Genomic DNA, 19712 nt, shown 5'->3' with positions numbered 1-19712 from the left:
CGCCCTGAAAGGGCAAAAGCTTTGAAATTGAAAGCTTTTGCCCTTTCAGGGCGACTTCGTTTTTTACCAACATTACCCAGGGCGCTGCCCTGGGCTAGGAGCTTTTGGGCTTTCAGCCCGTCCTCGGCTGCCATAATCAGGACTTATGACACACTCTCTTACCTCTAACTCAAAAGTCTTTTACTCAATGCTCTCACCGGATACCATACGGCAAGCCAGCCTACGGCGATAACCGTTACAAAGATGATGGCTACATCAGAATAGTGAACGCTTACCGGATAGGCATTTACGATGAAGGAGCCCTCGGAGTCGCCCAGTCTTACGAAGCCATACTGCTGCTGCAGCCAGCAGAGCAACAGACCCAATCCGATACCAATCACCGCACCAATCACTGCAATCATTCTTCCCTCGAAGAGGAAGACACGCGTAATCTGCTTGTCATTGGCACCCAGATTCCGCAACGTCACCACATCGTTCTTCTTGTCGATGATGAGCATCGAGAGCGAACCGATGATGTTGAAACATGCCACTACGAGGATAAAGGTCAGGAAGATGTAAGCCATCAGCTTCTCTATCGACATGATCTTAAAAGTATCTTCCTGCTGCTCAAATCTATCCAGCACCTTATATTTGGTGCCGGCAATCTTCTGCATCTCAGCCTTTACTGCCTGCAGGTCACTACCCTCCTTCAGGCGGATCTCCAGATCTGAGAGCATACCCTGCTGCCCGAAGAGGTTGCGCGCAAAGGCAATGGAGGTGATGATATAATTCTTGTCGTATTTCGACTGCTTGACGGCGAAGAGCACACCCGGAGAATTCAGCGAATCAACCACGAAGCCGGCATCCGGATTCATCATATCCAACTGTCCCTCCTTCTGCGGAGCATAAATCTTCATAAAACCATCCCATTTTGCCCCGATACCCAAGGTCTGCGCCAGACGGATACCCACGGTTCCATACTGCAGATTGGCAGCATGGAGCGAGAAACTGCCATCACCATAAAGGATGTCGTTGATATGCGATAACTCAGAGAAGTTGTCGTCCACACCCTTGATCCTCACCATAGCCTGACGGTCGTCATAGATTGCCAGCGCCTGGTCTTCCACGGTTTCAGTAGCCACATCTACCTGTGGCAGCATACGTATCTGCGTCAATATCGGGTCATCGGCAGGCGCCGTCTTTCCCTCCATCGGCACCACCTTCAACTGCGGGTCGAAGCTCGTAAAGAGCGTAGCCACCAGGTCGTGGAAACCATTGAATACGCTCAGCACGATGACGAGTGCCATCGTTGCCACAGCCACACCAATCACAGAGATGGAGCTGATCACATTGATAACGTGTGTACTCTTCTTGGAAAAGAGATACCTGCGAGCAATAAAGAATGGAAAATTCATTTGTCTTTTTACTTTTTTACTTCTTCAAGAGTTCATCAATGCGCTCCAGATAATCCAGGCTGTCGTCCAGGAAGAAACGGAGCTCAGGAATGATGCGCAACTGATTTCTCACCTTTCTGCCCAGGTCGAAGCGGATAGTCTTCTCGTTGGCATTGATATTCTTCAGAATTTCCTCACCCTTTTCAGATGGGAACACACTGAGGTAAGCAGTGCAGATGCTAAGATCCGGGCTTACTCTTACCTTAGTAACACTTACCATCACACCATGCATCATGCGGGTCTGTGACTGGAAGATAAGACTCAACTCCTTCTGGAGCAGTCTTGATATACGGTTTTGTCTTGTTTCTTGCATAACTATTAACTATAAACTATTAATTATAAACTATTCAAGGTCCACGTGTGTAACGTCCACCTGCTCATGCAGGAATATCAACGCCGACTCCTTGAATTTCTCCTCACTTTCTGTAGTCAGATACTTGCAGCTACCACCCTTTGTCACCATCTGTTCCATATTCGGATGTCGCTGCAGATAATCCTGCAGACTGTTGGCCACATACTGTCCCTGTGGCACCACTCTCACGCCGTCGGGAAGATTCTTCACGATGCTGCTCATGAGCAGTGGATAATGGGTGCAACCCAGGATGATGGTATCGATGTCCTCATCCATACGCATCAACTGGTCTATGCGCTTCTTGACGAAATAATCAGCACCAGGACTATCTGCCTCGTTGGCCTCTACGATAGCAGCCCAGAGCGGACAAGCTACTCCGCTTACCTGGATATCCGGCCAGAGCTTGCCAATCTCCATCTTGTAGCTCTCGCTCTTGATGGTTCCCTCGGTGGCAAGAATGCCCACGTGGCGACTCTTGGTCAGCGTACCTATCACCTCGGCAGTAGGACGGATGATGCCCAGCACGCGGCGGTCAGGGTCCAGTTCCGGGATGTCTCTCTGCTGGATAGAGCGCAGCGCCTTGGCCGAAGCCGTATTGCAACCCAGGATTACCAGATGGCAACCCATGGAAAAAAGCTTCAGCACAGCCTGGCGGGTAAACTTATACACCACCTCGAAGGAGCGCGAACCGTATGGCGCACGGGCATTGTCGCCCAGATACATATAGTCGTACTGCGGCAACATCTGGCGCAAGCCATGCAGGATGGTCAAGCCACCATATCCGGAATCAAAGATTCCGATAGGTCCGGGATTAGATGGCAGAATCATTTCAGTTTCTCCTCCAGCACTGCTGTAATATCCTCACCCATTTCTTCACTCAGATAAGGTGTGGTGTTGTTGTCGGTATTGATGATGAAGGCAAATCCCTTCTCCTTGCCAATCTGCTTGGCAGCCTCGTTGATCTGGGTCTTGAGAGGAGCATACGCATCGGTCTCTGCCTGATTCAGGAGTTTGGCAGCCTCAGCCTTGAAGGCGATGTTCTTCTCCATCAATTCACGCAGTTCAGCCTGGCGCTTCTCCAGGATAGTCTTGGCATACGAGCGCTGACCGTCAAGGAATTCCTCATACTTGGTATTAAACTCAGTTTCCACGCGCTTGGTTTCCTCATCATACTTTGCGCGGAGTTCATCCATATTATGCTTGGCTATTGCATAACCAGGCATGGTATGAAAAACCTGCTCAAAGCTGAAGTAGCCAAATCGCAATGCTGGCTGTGCAACGATGGCTGCTGGTTGTTCCGCCGGAGTCTGGTTCTGCTGTGCAGAAGCCGAGAGGGCAACAAGAGCGAGCGCCAAAAATAGGAGATTCTTTTTCATAATGCGTGATACCTTTTATATATAATATGAATATACTAGATGATAAATAAGGGCAGGCACTTGTGCCTGCCCTTAGCTTTTTTATAGAAATACTTACGTTTGATTACTTGATCTTAGCCTGTACTTCCTTGGTAACATCTACCACGTTGGCGCCAGTATAGATAGCTGTGCCTTCCTCCATGATGTATGTATAGTTACCAGCCTTACCTACAGCCTCGATAGCTGTACGTACCTTAGCGATGATAGGCTGCATGAGTTCACTGCTCTTCTTCTGCAACTCCTGCTGACCATCCTGGTAAGCCTGCTGAATCTTCTGCTGAAGACCCTGCAATTCAGTTTCCTTCTGCTGCTTGGCAGTAGCATTCATTGTGCTTGCGCCCTTCTGATACTCGTCTGCCTTGCGCTGGAACTCATCCTGCATAGACTTGAGGTCGTTCTCCTTCTGCTTCTGGAGAGCTTCCAACTCGCCGTTGGCCTTAGCTACGTCTGGCAAAGACTGCATGATCTGCTGAGTATTTACCTTACCGAACTTCTGTGCCATCATTGTCATTGGTGCGCAAAGCATCAACATTAAAATAAGCTTTTTCATTTCTGTTTATTCTTTTTTAATTATTATTCTTAATTGGTCATGCCGAGGGCGGTGTTTTCCAGCCGCATCCTCTCTTATCGGCTGCAAATATACAATTATTTCTTGAAATAACCTAGATTATTTCCTGGAATAACACTTATTATTTGTTAGAATAGCCTAATTTCTGGAGTACCTCGTTGCTGATGTCTATTTTTGGCGAACCAAAAATGATTCCATTGTTGCTGGCTCTGTCGAGAACAAGCGAGTAGCCGCGCAGGTTGGAAATCTCCTTCACGGCATTGTAAATCTCCTCCTGGATAGGTCCCATCAGCGCCTCGCGCTTCTTGTAAAGCTCTCCCTCAGCACCGAAGTATTTCTTCTTCAGGTCGCTGGCTTCCTTCTCCTTCTGCATAATGGAGTCCTGCTTGGCCTTCTTCTGCTCCTGTGAGAGGAATACTACCTCGTTCTGATAGTTCTTGTACATGGTGCTTGCTTCCAGATTGAGCGCCTCTACCTCGGCCTGCCACTTGCGGCTCACCTGGTTCAACTGTTCGTTGGCACGCTCATAGGCTGGGATATTGCGCAGGATGTACTCCATATCCACCAATGCATATTTCTGTGCATGTGCTGAGATGGCTGCTACAGCCATCATCAGCATAAATACTATTTTCTTCATAAAATCCGTCTTTAGAATTCCTGACCCAAGATGAAGTGGAACTGGCTTCCACCCTTCTTATACTGGCTACCGTTCCATACCTTGTCGAAACCGTAAGCCCAGTCGATACCCATCAGACCCACCATTGGCAGGAAGATACGCACACCGACACCGGCACTGCGCTTCATGCTGAATGGGTTGAAGTCCTTGGTATCATACCAGGCGTTACCTGCCTCTACGAAGGTCAAACCATAGATAGTGGTATTGCCCAGGAGGAATGGATAACGGAGCTCCAATGAGAAGCGGTCGTATGCATAAGCATAGTAACCGGTGGTACGGCCGTAAGATACGGAACCGTTCTCGTAACCACGGAGTCCGATGGTTTCCTCACCATAATAGGATGAGTATCCACTCATACCGTCACCACCCACATAGTAGGTCTCGAATGGACTCTTCTTGTACTTGTTGTAAGCACCGAGCAAACCGAGTTCTACACGGGTCATCAATACGAAGCACTTCTGACCCTCTGTAAGTGCGGTATAGGTCTTTGCCTTGAACTTCCACTTGTGATACTCAATCCAGCGGTATTTCTCCTGCTGCTCTGCAGAGTAGGTTGGAGACTGGGAGTTGTTGGCGAGGTTCTTGTAATCCTTGTTGTCGAACGCACTCCATGGTGGAGTAAGGTTCACACTTGCCTCAAACTCTGAACCACGACGTGGGAAGAGCTGGTTGTCGGTTGATGTACGGTTCAATGCGATGGACAAGTTCAAGTTGTTCGCATTACCGTTGGTCATCAGCATATAGCTCCAGTTCTTCATCATGTAGCGCTGGTAAGCCAACTGCACAGACAAGGTGAAGTAATCATCCGGCCAACGGAGGCGCTTACCCCAACCGAGGCTCACACCCACCATCTGGATGTACTTGTCTGGATCGTAATAATTCTCGTAGTTATTATAGTAACTGGAACCATAACCATACATATAACTGTAATAGTTGTTCATGTAAGCACTATTGTAATAGTTGCTTGACACGTCAGTACTCTTACTGTAGTATGCACCTACGCTGAACTGGATAGGGCGCTTGCCGCCAAACCAGTTGGTTGAGTAGCTTACGTTGTAGCTCTGGTAGTAGGTACCGTTGGTCTGTGCACCGATACTCAGCACCTCACCGTCACCGATAGGCATGATACCACGATGCTCCTTGTTCTTGTTGAAGAGGTTTGCCATAGAGAAGTTGTTGAGCTTCAAGCCCACACGTCCGATGACACCCGTCTGCCCCCAACCGAGCGAGAACTCAATCTGGTCGTTACTCTTCTGCTCCAGGTTCCAGTTTACATCCACAGTACCGTCCTCGTAGTTAGGCTTTACATCTGGTGAAACCTTCTCAGCATCGAAGTGACCCATGGAAGCCAACTCACGAGCCGAACGCATCAGGGCATCCTTAGAGAAGAGGTCGCCTGGCTTGGTACGGAGCTCACGGCGTACTACGTTCTCATAGAGACGGGTATTACCGTTGATACGTACGTGGCTCAGGTAAGCCTGAGGTCCCTCAGTCACGCGCATCTCCAGGTCGATGGAATCGCCGTCGATGTTCACTTCGGCAGGATTGATGTTAGAGAACACGTAACCATTGTTGTAATAGAGGTTGCCCACAGCATCTTCATCTTCCTGCAATCGCTTGCCCAGGAGTTTCTGGTTATATACATCGCCCTTCTTCATGCCGAGCACGGCATTCAGATAGTCGGTAGCATATACGGTGTTGCCCACCCAGTTGATGTTGCGGATAAAGTAGCGCTTACCCTCATCTACCTTGACATATACGTTGACGTGCTTCTCGTCGAAGTTGCTTACGCTGTCTTCCAGGATCTGCGCATCACGATAACCATACTCGTAGTATTTGTCGATGAGTTTCTGCTTGTCTTCCTTCCATCTCTCAGGAGTAAACTTCTTCGACTTGAAGAAAGTTGCAAACTTGCCAGCCTCGTGGGTCTTGGCAAAGGCTCCCTTCGAGAAGAGTCCACCCTTGATCTTTCTATCCGAAAGTTTCTCGTTACCGTCGATGGTAATCTGATGAACCTTGATTTTCTGTTTCTTATCTACGATTACGTCCAGGATTACCTGACCCTTGTTAGCCACATCGTCGCGCTGGTTGATCTGGATTTCAGCATTCTTGAAGCCCTTGTCATCGAAGTATTTCTTGGCAAGGATCTTGGCACGGTCGAGCATGTTAGGTGTTACCTGAGTACCCTTAACCATACCGAGCTTCTGCTCCATATCCTCACGCTCGCTTTTCTTCAATCCCACGTAGTGGATGTCAGAGATACGAGGTCTTACCGCAAGATAGATGTGAAGATAAAGTTTTTCACCCACGATAGAGTCGGCAGCGATAGCGACTTTAGAGAAAAGTCCATGTTTCCAATAGCGCTTGACGGCATTGGTAATAGCGTCGCCTGGCACTTCAATCTCTTCTCCCACTGTCAGGCCCGAGATACCAGTGAGCACATAGTCTTCGTATCCTTCCACACCCGACACATTGATACCTCCAAGGGTCAAGGTGCGAGGGGTTCCGGCATACGAGATATCTGGATGTACTATCTTGTCCTGTGCCATAACCTGCACACTCGCCATGATGCCGAATAGCAGGATGAAAATCTTTCTTAGCTTGTTCATTTATACCTTATTATATATATAGTATCTATTTTTCGTCCTTTTTCCCCTTTTACTTCTCTTCCTCTGCTTCTACCTGAGCCTCGGTCTTGCCAAAACGGCGCTGGCGCGACTGGTAGCTCTCGATAGCCTTATGCAGGCACTCCTCGTTGAAGTCTGGCCAATAGGTATCGCAGAAATACAACTCAGAATAGGCAATCTGCCACAACAGGTAGTTGCTGATACGCAACTCGCCACCTGTACGGATCAGGAGTTCTGGGTCTGGCATGAAGTTGGTTTCCAGGTGTTTCTCGAAGTTTTCCTCGGTAAGCATCTTCTCAACCTCCTCATAGCTGGCGCCATTCTCCATAGCCTCCTTCACGGTTTTCTTCATCGCACTCATGATTTCCCAGCGCGAAGAGTAGCTCAGGGCTACCACCATGGTCATGGCATCGTTCTTGGCGGTATGGTCCATGGTCTCCTGCAACTTGTCCTGTACAGCCTGTGGCAGACGCTTCAAGTCGCCGATCACGCGGAATCGCACATTGTTCTTCATGAAGATCTCATCCTCCAGAGAAGTCAGCACCAGTCCCATCAGGGCAGAAATCTCATCGGCAGGACGATTCCAGTTTTCAGTAGAGAAAGTATAGAGAGTAAGGTACTTCACACCGAGGCGAGTACATTCTGATGTAATGCAACGCACTGCGTCAACTCCAGCCTGGTGGCCGTAGCTGCGATCCTTACCTCTTTCCGTAGCCCAGCGTCCATTGCCATCCATGATGATAGCGATGTGCTCAGGTATTCTGTTCATATCCAAGTTGTTCATATCTTATTTTTTTATTAAGAGTTCTTATTCTTCTTTATTACACGTTTTACACTTTGCGCTGAAGCTGTAGGTGAACGAGACTTGCAGCATGGAATAGCAGTCCTGGTTTTTCCAGAGTCCGCTGCTCTTGATGCCATAAGGGTCTTTCACCCCATCCAGTTCATCGTTCAGCGAGAAATGGATGCCCCAATCCACACCTATGTTCATCCGTTCGTTTATCTTGTATTTCGCCCCGATGCCCAGAGGCACGTTGGCAGTAAATACATTCTTCTGGTCTCCCTTCACAAAGGTGACTCCCAGACCTCCGAAGATGAAAGGCACCAGCCTCCTGGCTCCTCTGTAGTCCCTGCCTGTGCCGTAGGGCCAGAAGTTGTACTCGAAGACGAGGCTCATATCCACCAGGGTATTGCTGAAGGAGTAGGCTTTCCCATCCAGGTCGGGATAATCGGTCTTCACCTTGTCGTTAGAGCCTTTCAGCTTGCCCAGCCCCAGGTTGAACCGCAGATCCTTGTAGGGATCGAAGTTGTATCTTCCCACGATGGCTGCCATCGGCTGCTGGTGGGCAAGGATATTGACGTTCAGGTCGCCTTCGTAGGCAACCAGTCCCACGCCGGCACCAACCTCCAGACGATACTGGTAATCGTCCTGTGCCCTCATCACCTGCAACGGCAAGAGGAACAAGACCAGCAGCAACAAGCATTTACACAAGTTTCTCCTCATGTCTATACCTTACGCGATATGAATATGATTGATTCCCGAGGGTCTTATTCGAAGATGGTCTGGTCCTTGATCCAGGCATCCTTGTTGAAGCGGCCCTTCCATACGCTGCCGTTTCTTACTACCCAGTAGAAGTTGTCCTTATCGCGGCAGAAGCCGAAGCGCTGGGTGGCAGCAGAGAATCCTGCAGGCATGGTTACGAGTGAATCTACACCCCATGTCAGTCCGTTGGTCTTGCTCTTATACCATTTGCCGTTGCTTCCGAGAGCAACAAAACCGGAATCTGCACCGCAAACGAGCACCTGATCCATCATTGGCATCTTGCCACTCTGGAGAGAATCATATTCTATATAGTTCCATGCGCTTTCTGGAGCATTGGCAGAGTAATCAGCCACATGATTCCAGAGTGTAGCGATGGTATCGCCATAGCTTGCATCACGGGTACCGAGCAGGAGAACATTCTCTACATTCTTCACAGAAGCGATGGTAGAAACATTCATGCTCAGGTTCTGGGTTGGCAGGAGTGAGAGATCAGCATCCATCTTCTGGGCAGTCCAGGTTGCGCCATTGTCCTTAGACACGGCGATGCCTGTAGCTGTGAAGGCATAGAGATACTTGCTGCTGGCACCTACCAACTGCTTGAGCTGGCTATCCTCGCCTACCAGACTCCAGGCTGCAGCATCGGCAGAAGCATACACCTTGCCATCTGAGAGGATGTAGAGCTGACTGCCCATCTGCACGGCATTCTGATAATCGGCAGCTGCGAAAGTCTGGTTGGCTGTTACCTCAGCCCAGTTGTTACCGTCGCTTGCAGCACTCTTGTATATCTTCATTCCCCCGAGGGTCTTGCCAAATACATAGATATGGTTTCCCAGGGCAAGCACCTTCAAGTCGCTGAGTGCAGCGAGCTGCTCATTGAGTTGAGCCTTGGCTTGCCAGTTGAACTCATTGCCTTCCTGCTGATGCACGTTCACCTTTACGGTGTAAGTAACGTAGGCATTGAGCGAGTTGTTATATACACGAACCATTCGTGGCTGAGAGAAATCGATGGAATCGGTGCTGGAATAATACTTTGCCGAGTCGATCTTCTCAGGGCAATTCTTGTGCATGATGAAGATAGGGCTGCTGTTCTTGCTGCTGATGGTAGCCAATACGGCAGCGGTCCTTGTCTTGGTAGGCAAGGAATCTACGTTATAGATCTGGTGGTTAACCTGATCTATATAAAATTTATAGTTAGCTCCATTCACTTTATCAGCGATCAGAGTATCCTTGCCTGCAGTAGTCTTCGTGTATCTACCGAGCTTTCCCAAGGAGAAACTCGTGATGGCCGTATCATTTGTATATTCTACTACCGTCTCGTCGCTGCTCAAGCATGAAGAGAGCGACAAAGTAGCTGCAACAAGTGCTATAAAAGCTAAAAATTTACTTTTCATTCTATCCAATTTTTCTTTTTAGCTGCAAATTTACTGAGAATTCTTTAAAAACTCGACCTTTTCTCCTTATTATTATGCAAATTATTCATTTTAGGCGCATTTTTTAAGTTTTTTAGTGATTTCGAGGCATAAAAACGAAGAAATCCCGCCTCTCTTGCGAGAGACGGGATTCCATATTTAGCATAAATTCGAAATGTCGAATTAGAGCTGTGGACCAGCAGCAACGAGAGCCTTACCAGCCTCGTTGTTTGTGTACTTAGCGAAGTTCTTGATGAAACGAGCAGCCAAATCCTTAGCCTTCTCCTCCCACTGAGAAGCCTCAGCGTATGTATCGCGTGGATCCAAGATCTCAGTAGCTACACCTGGCAACTCTGTTGGAACCTTGAAGTCGAATATAGGGATCTGCTTTGTTGGAGCCTTGTCGATGTCACCGTTCAGGATAGCGTCGATGATACCACGTGTATCGCGGATAGAGATACGCTTGCCTGTACCGTTCCAACCTGTGTTAACGAGGTATGCCTTAGCGTTGTTCTTGTTCATCTTCTTAACCAACTCCTGAGCGTACTTTGTTGGGTGCAACTCCAAGAATGCCTGGCCGAAGCAAGCAGAGAATGTTGGAGTAGGCTCTGTGATACCGCGCTCTGTACCTGCCAACTTAGCTGTGAAGCCAGAGAGGAAGTAGTACTGAGTCTGCTCTGGAGTCAGGATAGATACTGGAGGCAATACACCGAATGCATCAGCTGAGAGGAAGATAACCTGCTTAGCAGCTGGAGCAGAAGAACCTGGCTGGATGTTGTTGATGTGGAAGATTGGGTAAGAAACACGAGTGTTCTCAGTTACGCTCTTATCAGCGAAGTCAATCTTACCATCAGCAGCTACAGTTACGTTCTCCAAGAGAGCGTTGCGCTTGATAGCGTTGTAGATATCTGGCTCAGACTCCTTGTCCAAGTTGATAACCTTAGCGTAGCAACCACCTTCGAAGTTGAATACACCATTGTCATCCCATCCGTGCTCATCGTCACCGATCAACTTACGCTTAGGGTCTGTTGACAATGTAGTCTTACCTGTACCAGAAAGACCGAAGAAGATAGCTGTATTCTCACCGTTCATATCGCAGTTAGCAGAGCAGTGCATAGAAGCCATACCCTTCAATGGCAAGAAGTAGTTCATCATAGAGAACATACCCTTCTTCATCTCACCACCATACCATGTGTTGATGATAACCTGCTCCTTAGATGTTACGTTGAAAGCAACGCAAGTCTCAGAGTTCAAGCCGAGTTCCTTGTAGTTCTCTACCTTAGCCTTAGAAGCGTTGTAAACAACGAAGTCTGGCTCGAATGCCTCAAGCTCCTCAGCTGTAGGACGGATGAACATGTTTGTTACGAAGTGAGCCTGCCAAGCAACCTCAACGATGAAACGAACAGCCATACGTGTATCCTTGTTAGCACCGCAGAAACCATCTACTACATAGAGGTTCTTGTTGCAGAGCTCCTTAACAGCGAGATCCTTAACAGTACCCCAAACCTGCTCAGACATTGGGTGGTTATCGTTCTTGTACTCATCAGTAGTCCACCATACAGTGTCCTTTGAGTTCTCGTCCATTACGATGTACTTATCCTTAGGTGAGCGACCAGTGTAGATACCTGTCATAACGTTAACTGCACCTAACTCTGTCTGCTGACCTACCTCGTAACCCTCGAGACCAGCCTTTGTCTCCTCCTCGAACAACTGCTCGTAAGAAGGATTGTGAGCGATTACTGTAGCACCAGTAATGCCGTACTTTGTCAAATCTAACTTTGCCATTTTTTCTAAATGTATTTAAGTTGTGAAATATTTCTTTCTGAAACTTTATCCTAATATTCAAAATGGGATTTCAAAAACCCTTTTTTCCTAAAACCGCCGCAAAGTTACAAAAAATATGTTTTATAGCAAAGATTCTTAGATAATATTCTTGCTTTTTAAAACCTTTTTAGGTTAAAGAATTAAAAAATCGACCCATTCATCTATAATTTGCCATATTGACTTTGCAAATATTCGCCGCAAATCTGCTTCATCCGAATTCATTTTCCACCTATTTATATATAGAGGGGTTCAGAAGGCACATAAAAGCCCATGGATGGCACCAGAAGAAGCCGGATGGAAAAAATAACGGAAAACATTTTGCGGTTTCCGGATTTTGCCTTATCTTTGCAACACTTTTGCTGCATCTTGACAGATGATTTCAGCAGGAATAAACATCGATTGAAATAACAAGAATATAAATACTACGACTTATGAAAATTAATAATCTGAGCGAGCATAACTGCATCATCAACCGCTATCTGGCTGAGATGCGCGACTGCGAGTATCAAAAGAACCGACTCCTCTTCCGCAACAACATCAAGAGAATCGGCGAGTATGAGGCCTTTGAGATTTCAAAGACCCTCAATTACGAGAACAGAGACGTGACTACCCCGCTCGGTGTAGCCCAGGTTAATTTCCCTACCGACAAGATTGTCATCGGTACGATCTTCCGTGCAGGCCTGCCTTTCCATGAGGGTTTTCTCAATATCTTCGACCACTCCGGCAATGCTTTCGTGAGTGCCTATCGCGAATATACCAACAAGGAACATACCGAGGTGGGGGTTCATATCGAGTATCTGGCTACTCCAGACCTTACCGGCAAGACGCTCATCATCGCTGACCCGATGCTTGCCACCGGTATCAGCATGGAGATGGGTATGAAGGCGCTCCTTACCAAGGGAACCCCTAAGCACATCCACGTAGCCTGCGTCCTTGCCTCTCCAGAAGGCATCGAGCATGTAAAGAAGACTTTCCCGGAGGATAAGACTACCATCTGGTGTGCATCCATCGATGAGGGACTGAACGAGCACAAATACATCATTCCTGGCTTCGGCGATGCCGGAGACCTCTGCTACGGAAGCAAGCTCTAAAGCGGAAAACGGCTGCACAGAAAGCCACTTTCGCTTTTACTCTTCACTCTTCACACTTTAGCGCTATTTTATTAACTATCAACACGTTAAGTTCGTGAAGAGTCAGACTTCACTCTTCACCACTCTTCACCACTCTTCACCTTATCTCAGTAAGCCCAGCCATCATTGAAGACAGAGGCTGGTCATCATTGAAGACAGAAGCTGGTCATCATAGATGGCTAAACATGATTCAGAGATGAGTTCGCCCCCAAAAACAAGGTGAAGAGAGGTGAAGAGTGAAGCCTGACTCTTCACCCTCAATACTATTTGTATATCAGTAACTTATGCTCAGAATGTGAAGAGTGAAGAGTAAAAGCGAGAGTGGCGCTTAATACGCAAGAAAATGAAGCAGTAGCGCTTATCTTCAAAACTCCTTCACGACATAACGAATCTTGCCTCACTACGGCAAGATATTGCCCTGGCGGAGGGCAATATTGTGCCATAGTGAGGCAAAAAACGCTAGTACCTAATAATGGAATGAGCTGCCGCCCAGGAACTCTCGCAAGAGGGAGGTTGGTGGCAGATTATTATAAGGTATTCCCTTGAAATACTTCAGGAACTTCAGCAGGCGGTAAGCCTCAGCAAATTCCTCACAATTCTCCGGCACCTGCTGGAGCAACGGTTCTGCCTGCATCTTGAGAACCGACAACTCATAGAGCATCGCCGTATTCAGCATGGCATCGGCATTCTCCTGGAATGGGAAAATCCACCTGTTCTCTCCGGCTCTTACCGATGGCCAGCGGCGGATGGTTTCCTGGGCAGATACACCTCTATATTTATAGTCGCGAATGATGCGGCGCAGCAGACGGTTATCCGTTGTAGGGATGTAATTGTGATTATCCAGCAGAATGGTGGTCAGCGCAGAAGCATACACACGGAAAATCTGCTCTTCAGGAACATGCGCCGTAAGCTCCGGATTCAGGGCGTGGATTCCCTCTACCACCAGAACATTGTTAGGCTCCAGCTTCAACTTCTTTCCACTCTTCACACTCTTGCCCGAAGGGAAATCGTATTTCGGCAGTTCCACTTCCTCGCCACGGAAGAGCGCATTAAACTGCTCGTTGAGCAAATCGAGGTTCAGGGCATAGATACTCTCAAAATCAAATTCACCATTCTCATCCTTCGGGGTCTTGTCCCTATCCACGAAGTAATCATCGAGCGAAATCTGCAGAGGCTTCAGTCCGTTTACGGCAAGCTGGATGCTCAGACGCTTGCAGGAAGTAGTCTTGCCCGAAGAAGACGGCCCCGCCAGCAGTACCAGCTTCACCCCTTCCCGGCTGGCAATCTCCTCGGCAATCTTCGCCAGCTTCTTCTCCTGCAGCGCTTCGCTGATATTGATGATATCCGTAGCATGTCCCGCGTCGATAGCCTGGTTGAAGTCGCCCACGGTTCTGATACCCAGAATATCCTGCCAGCGATGATGCTCCTTGAAGATATCAAACATCTTGTCCTGTCGGGTCATTTCACCCAGCACATCCGGGTTGCAGACCGAAGGAATGCGCAGCAACATGCCATCATAGTACTTCTCCAACCCGAAGAGATAGAGCTGGGAGGTATTGGTGAGCAGGGTGCCATAATAATAATCCACATATTCACCTATTTTATAATAGGTGGTATAGATGGAACCCGAAGTCCTGAGAAGCTTCACCTTCTCCACATCGCCCTTTTCCTGGAAGAGGGCGATAGCCACCTCGGTAGGCACCGTGAAGCGGCGTATCGGCATCTTGGAGTCGATGATCTCCTGCATGCGGCGGCGGAGGATGTTCACATCCTCATCTACTACCGGGCGTCCCAGACGGATATCCACATAGAATCCGTTGGATACCGGAATATCGATGACCACATCCGTATTCGGATAAATATCCTGCACCGCCTTGCACAGTACAAAGAAAAGCGTCCGGGTATAGGCACGCGAACCAGACGCAGAGTTCATATCCAGGAATTCCACATCCTTGGAGTTATACACACGGTAATTCATGCCTTCCACCTTGTTATTTACCCTCGCAGACACCGGTCCATGGGTCATTTTAAGGTCAAATGAAGAAAAAACATCAAAAAGTGTGCTTCCGATTTCGACTTTCTGAGATTTTTTATTATTTTTGCAACGGATTTGTATCTTCTGTTTCATTTCTGTTAAGACTATGTTACAAAGTTAATAATCTACAGCCTAACGAAGACCTCTTTTGAGGATGTTCACCAGGCCTGAGCAAGCCCCCAAGCGGAGCATTGCTTACAGAGCGTAAAGTTACGAAAAAAAACGTAAACTTGATGATTTTGACAACATTAATTAAGTTATAATATGTCGATTTGGATATTTTTTAGGCTTATCGGAGCACTCGCCTTACTTATGTTTGGTATGAAGACCATGAGCGACAGTTTGCAGAAGATGGCAGGACCACAGCTCCGCCATGTGTTAGGAACTATGACCACCAATCGTGTGACGGGCATACTCTCGGGTACGCTCATCACGGCTGCCGTACAGTCTTCTACTGCTACGACGGTGATGACGGTATCATTCGTAAATGCCGGTCTCCTCACCCTTGCCCAGGCTATTTCGGTTATCATGGGTGCCAATATCGGTACCACGCTCACCGCCTGGATCATGAGTGCAGGATTCTCATTCAACATCACCGACTTTGTGTGGCTGGCGTTCTTCATCGCCATCATCCTCATCTATAGCAAGAAGCGCAAGATCATAGGTGACTTCATCTTCGGTATCTCCTTCATGTTCCTCGGCTTGGGTACACTTCGCCAAACCGGTATCGACATGGATCTGGCTCATAACCAGCCAGTTCTGGAGTTCTTCTCCAGCTTCGACCCTCACAGCTTCCAGACCACCATCACCTTCCTGCTCATAGGTAGTATCCTGACCATGTGTGTGCAGAGTTCGGCTGCCGTCATGGCGATTACGATGATTCTCTGTTCCACCGGCGTACTGCCTATCTATCAAGGTATTGCGCTCGTGATGGGTGAGAACATCGGTACCACCGTAACTTCCAACGTGGCAGCACTCACCGCCAACACGCAGGCGCGAAGAGCGGCGATGGCGCACATGGTGTTCAACATCTTCGGTGTGCTGTGGATACTCTGCGTATTCCGTCCGTTCATCCATCTGGTCTGCGACTGGGTAGGTTATGACGACATGATGGAGAAGACCGATCCTCACTTCGTTGCCAACGCAGCGAAGCTGTCGTTCGTACTCGCCGCCTTCCATACCACGTTCAACCTCTCCAACACCTTTATCCTGGTATGGTTTATCCCACAGATAGAGAAGCTGGTATGCAAGATTATCCGTCCTAAGAAGAATGCCGACGAAGATGATTTCCGTCTGCGTTTCATCCAGAGTGGTATCATGAAGACTCCGGAAATCTCCGTGCTCGAGGCTCAGAAGGAGATCCACAGTTTCGCCGAGCGCATCCAGCGTATGTTCGGTATGGTGAAGGAACTCCTGGGCGAGACCAACGACGACAAGTTCATCAAGCTCTATACCCGCATCGAGAAATACGAGGGAATCTCCGACAGCATGGAGATTGAGATTGCGAAGTATCTCGACCAGGTGAGCGATTCTCATCTTTCTGATGAGACCAAGGCGAAGATCCGCGCCATGCTGCGTGAGATTTCAGAGATTGAGAGTATCGGTGACAGCTGTTTCAACATTGCCCGCACCCTCAACCGCCGCATCCGTGGCAAGGAAGACTTCATTCCTTCTCAGTATGAGCACATGCACCAGATGATGGAGCTTACAGATAATGCCCTCACCCAGATGAACATCACCCTGGTGGGTCATAAGGTGGATAATGATGCCAACCTCTCTTTCAACATCGAGAACGAGATCAACAACTATCGCAACCAGTTGAAGAGCCAGAATATCAACGATGTAAACAACCATCTCTACACCTATGCCATCGGTACCATGTACATGGATATCATCCAGGAATGCGAGAAGCTCGGCGACTACGTGGTAAACGTAGTAGAGGCTCGTATGGGCGTAAGACAGCATGAGGCTTAACCCTCTATGAAATTAGCTGCATGAGGCTAACCCCCAATGAATTTAAAGCAAAAAGCTTGGAATCGCATTCGTGATTCCAAGCTTTTTGCTTTTTGTCTTTATGTTTCAGGAAGGTCCAGAATCACCCCCCCCAGATTCCACTTGATTCCTCCATTCTGACCTGCTACATAGTTGCAGAGCGGGATGCCGGGATGGCTGAGGTTGGAAAGATAAAGCGGCTGATCCTCAACAAACTGCGGACAGGTGAAGGTATCCCCCTTTGCCAGCTTGCTGTTGATGCTATCCACAACCTCGAAGGTATCATTGCCCTTGTACATGATGGTAAGCACTCTGCCCGGGCACCAGGTCAATCTCACCTGTTCCCCTTTCTGTAGGGCATCCGCTATGAGCTTACTCTTCACAAAGAAGCGGCTGGAAGACATAACTTCGTTTCCACCCGAAAAAGCTTCCCAGTCGGAATAACCTATCATACGGGAAAGCAAATTAAGATTATACTTGCTCGGTTTGCATGGCGAAGCCACATATCCCCACATACGCTTCAGGGTACTCACCGAGATGGTCTCGTTGGTATAGCCCTCTATCTGGCGGGAGAGAAATTCAAAGTCTTTAGGTGTCTTGACGGATCTTCCCACCAAGGTTTCCACTTCCTGCTTCAAGCGCTCGAAATCTTCTGGATTATAATTATCTATCATTTTCTATTCCTTTCTTTTTTGCAGCAAAGATACACATTTTTTCCCACTCTCAATCATTCTTTTTTCATTTTCTTCATCAGTCTTTGAAAATGAACCAATTTGAACCAATGCTATCTCAAAAGTTTTTCGTAATTTTGCAGCACAAATAGAAAAACTAGGATATGACAATCCATCTATCAAACATAACCAAATAGGAAACAACTCCTATTCCGGGACAGAATCTTCGCTAAGAACGGTACATAGATAGGCTCTCCTCCCAATATTTTAAGGTAGGAGAGCCTTTGTTCCTTAAAAAAGTTGGGCGATTAAGAAAAAAATCGTATCTTTGCCCCATATCTATCAACACGGAAAGTAGAAATCTTAAAATTACAGATTATGAATAGTATTTATCCTACTCTCAGTTTCATATTGCTGCTCGGTTTGCATGCAACACCAAGCTTTTCGCAGAACGATGACTTTGTGAAACAATTCCAGCAGTCAAGACAGGCGATGCTGGATGATTACAACAAGTTCCGCAACACCATACTTACCGACTACGATAAGTATATGCAAGGCGTATGGAAAGAATACAAGAAGTTTAAGGGAGATGTGCGCTCGCAGGTGCCTAAGCCTAAGACGCCTCCAACATATACAGCTCCGAAACAACCGGAGATACCGGTTACCGTGAAGCCTAAGATGCCGGTAAGTCCTGCAGAACCGGAGACTCCGAAGAAGCCAGATCCAAAGGCTCCTACCGTCCGTCCAAAAATAGAACCGGTGAAGAAGCCGAAACTGCCAGAGGTGAAGCCTGATATTCCAGACATCGAATACACCGGTTCGGGTATCGAACTGCCGCTGATGCCTGCCGTAGCAGCCGTGCCAGTCATGCCTGCCCTGCCAAACGTGCCTCACGTCAACATTCCGGCAAGCAAGCAGACCATCGACGTCAACTTCTATGGCGCAAACCTGCAGATGCAAAAGGCAACCCGACTCGCTTCCATGAGCATCAGCTCTACAGACGATGTGGTGAACTACTGGAAGAATCTCAAGCAATCAGACCTCAAGGAAGTAACCCAGGCTTTCGCCACCGAATCACGCAAGATGGGACTCAGCGACTGGGGTTCTGCCATGCTCGTAGAGAAATACATCGATACCGCCATGCCAAACGCCAGCCAGAATGAGAAGATCATCGCTTCGCAGTATGTGCTTGCCAACTGCGGCTACAACGTACGCCTTGCCCTGTGCGGCAACCACGTGGTGATGCTCATCCCTTACGTGGAGCACGTATTCGAGAAGTCGTACCTCAATATCGACGGCAAGCGCTACTACATTTATCCGAACGTAGAGGATGAAGGATCCTTCCGTTCCTGCGAACTGCCTAAGGGCGCAGAGCTAGGTAAGGATATGGGACTGAGATTCACCGGCAAGACCGTGATTGGCGATGAAGCCAAGCCGTTCAGATACGAAGCTGCGGGCATCACCCTGCAGGGCGAAGTACCAACCGGCGTCATGCCGCTGCTCGATGAATATCCTATCATAGACATTCCTACCGTAGCCGCATCTGTAGTAGATAAGAGTCTGCGCGACGATGTGGTGAAGCAGATCAGAGCACAGGTACAGGATCTCGGCGAACAGGAAGCAGCCAACCGCATCCTGCGATTCATACAGATGGGATTCCCATACGCTACCGATGATGAGCAGTTCCATCGCGAGAAGTATTTCTACTTCGAGGAAAGTCTCTACTATGCTAAGAACGACTGCGAAGACCGCGCCATCTTCTATGCCTATCTGGTACACGAGATACTCGGACTCGATGTACATCTCATCCAGTTCACAGGACACGAATGTACAGCCGTAGCCTTCCATGAGCCGGTAGAGAACGGAACCTCATACGAGTACAAGGGCAAGAAGTTCTACATCTGCGACCCAACCTACATCGGAGCCAAGATCGGTAAGTGCATGCCTAGCTATGCCAAGGAATCACCACAGATAGAAGTATGGTATTGATACATATATAATAAGGTATAGACACCTGATATAAGCAATAAACGCAAA

The 19712-nt window shown here is 48.1% G+C and carries 16 protein-coding genes; 3 read left to right on the top strand and 13 right to left on the bottom strand.

Annotation, left to right across the window (positions count from 1 at the left end):
• Positions 1-164 precede the first annotated feature (164 nt).
• From AAAT87_RS08000 to pckA, 11 genes are all read right to left on the bottom strand, one after another.
• Positions 165-1394 carry an FtsX-like permease family protein gene (locus AAAT87_RS08000; RefSeq protein ID WP_117662622.1) on the bottom strand — a complete coding sequence of 410 codons (1230 nt, stop codon included), beginning with the start codon at positions 1392-1394 and terminating at the stop codon, positions 165-167.
• Positions 1395-1410: 16 nt separating this feature from the next.
• Positions 1411-1746 (bottom strand): 30S ribosome-binding factor RbfA, encoded by a 336-nt coding sequence (gene rbfA, locus AAAT87_RS07995; protein ID WP_089544731.1) that lies wholly within the window; start codon positions 1744-1746, stop codon positions 1411-1413.
• A 30-nt stretch (positions 1747-1776) separates the two neighbouring features.
• Positions 1777-2613 carry a glutamate racemase gene (gene murI, locus AAAT87_RS07990; RefSeq protein ID WP_089544732.1) on the bottom strand — a complete coding sequence of 279 codons (837 nt, stop codon included), beginning with the start codon at positions 2611-2613 and terminating at the stop codon, positions 1777-1779.
• Positions 2610-3161 carry an OmpH family outer membrane protein gene (locus AAAT87_RS07985; protein WP_296971905.1) on the bottom strand — a complete coding sequence of 184 codons (552 nt, stop codon included), beginning with the start codon at positions 3159-3161 and terminating at the stop codon, positions 2610-2612. The genes murI and AAAT87_RS07985 overlap by 4 nt, the downstream gene beginning before the upstream one ends.
• 103 nt (positions 3162-3264) lie before the next feature.
• Positions 3265-3750, bottom strand: coding sequence for an OmpH/Skp family outer membrane protein (locus AAAT87_RS07980; protein WP_089544734.1), 486 nt, complete (start codon positions 3748-3750; stop codon positions 3265-3267).
• Between the two features lie 139 nt (positions 3751-3889).
• Positions 3890-4405 carry an OmpH/Skp family outer membrane protein gene (locus tag AAAT87_RS07975; RefSeq protein ID WP_295024018.1) on the bottom strand — a complete coding sequence of 172 codons (516 nt, stop codon included), beginning with the start codon at positions 4403-4405 and terminating at the stop codon, positions 3890-3892.
• 11 nt (positions 4406-4416) lie between these two features.
• Positions 4417-7053, bottom strand: coding sequence for a BamA/OMP85 family outer membrane protein (locus AAAT87_RS07970; protein WP_295024020.1), 2637 nt, complete (start codon positions 7051-7053; stop codon positions 4417-4419).
• A 49-nt stretch (positions 7054-7102) separates the two neighbouring features.
• On the bottom strand, positions 7103-7855 hold the full coding sequence (locus AAAT87_RS07965) for an isoprenyl transferase (protein ID WP_295024023.1): 753 nt from the start codon (positions 7853-7855) through the stop codon (positions 7103-7105).
• A 24-nt stretch (positions 7856-7879) separates the two neighbouring features.
• Positions 7880-8575, bottom strand: a complete 696-nt coding sequence (gene porG, locus AAAT87_RS07960; protein ID WP_349226141.1) for a type IX secretion system protein PorG — start codon at positions 8573-8575, stop codon at positions 7880-7882.
• A gap of 44 nt (positions 8576-8619) precedes the next feature.
• Positions 8620-10005 (bottom strand): DUF6242 domain-containing protein, encoded by a 1386-nt coding sequence (locus tag AAAT87_RS07955; RefSeq protein WP_298531920.1) that lies wholly within the window; start codon positions 10003-10005, stop codon positions 8620-8622.
• A gap of 201 nt (positions 10006-10206) precedes the next feature.
• Positions 10207-11808 carry a phosphoenolpyruvate carboxykinase (ATP) gene (gene pckA / locus AAAT87_RS07950; RefSeq protein WP_349226140.1) on the bottom strand — a complete coding sequence of 534 codons (1602 nt, stop codon included), beginning with the start codon at positions 11806-11808 and terminating at the stop codon, positions 10207-10209.
• A 470-nt stretch (positions 11809-12278) separates the two neighbouring features.
• Here pckA and upp point away from each other — a divergent pair, with 470 nt between their 5' ends.
• Complete coding sequence (gene upp, locus AAAT87_RS07945; protein ID WP_296971914.1) at positions 12279-12938, top strand: uracil phosphoribosyltransferase; 660 nt, start codon at positions 12279-12281, stop codon at positions 12936-12938.
• 505 nt (positions 12939-13443) lie between these two features.
• On the opposite strand, the gene AAAT87_RS07940 is transcribed toward upp, so the two are convergent.
• Positions 13444-15105: a nucleoside kinase gene (locus AAAT87_RS07940; protein WP_349226139.1), complete on the bottom strand. Its 1662-nt coding sequence runs from the start codon at positions 15103-15105 to the stop codon at positions 13444-13446.
• Positions 15106-15276: 171 nt separating this feature from the next.
• Between AAAT87_RS07940 and AAAT87_RS07935 the strand changes: the two genes are divergently transcribed.
• Complete coding sequence (locus tag AAAT87_RS07935) at positions 15277-16986, top strand: Na/Pi cotransporter family protein (protein ID WP_349226138.1); 1710 nt, start codon at positions 15277-15279, stop codon at positions 16984-16986.
• A gap of 98 nt (positions 16987-17084) precedes the next feature.
• On the opposite strand, the gene AAAT87_RS07930 is transcribed toward AAAT87_RS07935, so the two are convergent.
• Positions 17085-17678: a hypothetical protein gene (locus AAAT87_RS07930; RefSeq protein WP_349226137.1), complete on the bottom strand. Its 594-nt coding sequence runs from the start codon at positions 17676-17678 to the stop codon at positions 17085-17087.
• 375 nt (positions 17679-18053) lie between these two features.
• On the opposite strand from AAAT87_RS07930, the gene AAAT87_RS07925 reads away from it, so the two are divergent.
• Positions 18054-19664 (top strand): hypothetical protein, encoded by a 1611-nt coding sequence (locus tag AAAT87_RS07925; protein ID WP_349226136.1) that lies wholly within the window; start codon positions 18054-18056, stop codon positions 19662-19664.
• Positions 19665-19712: the final 48 nt, after the last annotated feature.

This window comes from Segatella sinensis, from assembly GCF_040095255.1.
GTDB classification, from domain to species: Bacteria; Bacteroidota; Bacteroidia; order Bacteroidales; family Bacteroidaceae; genus Prevotella; species Prevotella sinensis.
Note: the sequence above shows the minus strand (reverse complement) of the source record. Positions and strands in the feature narration are given on the sequence as shown.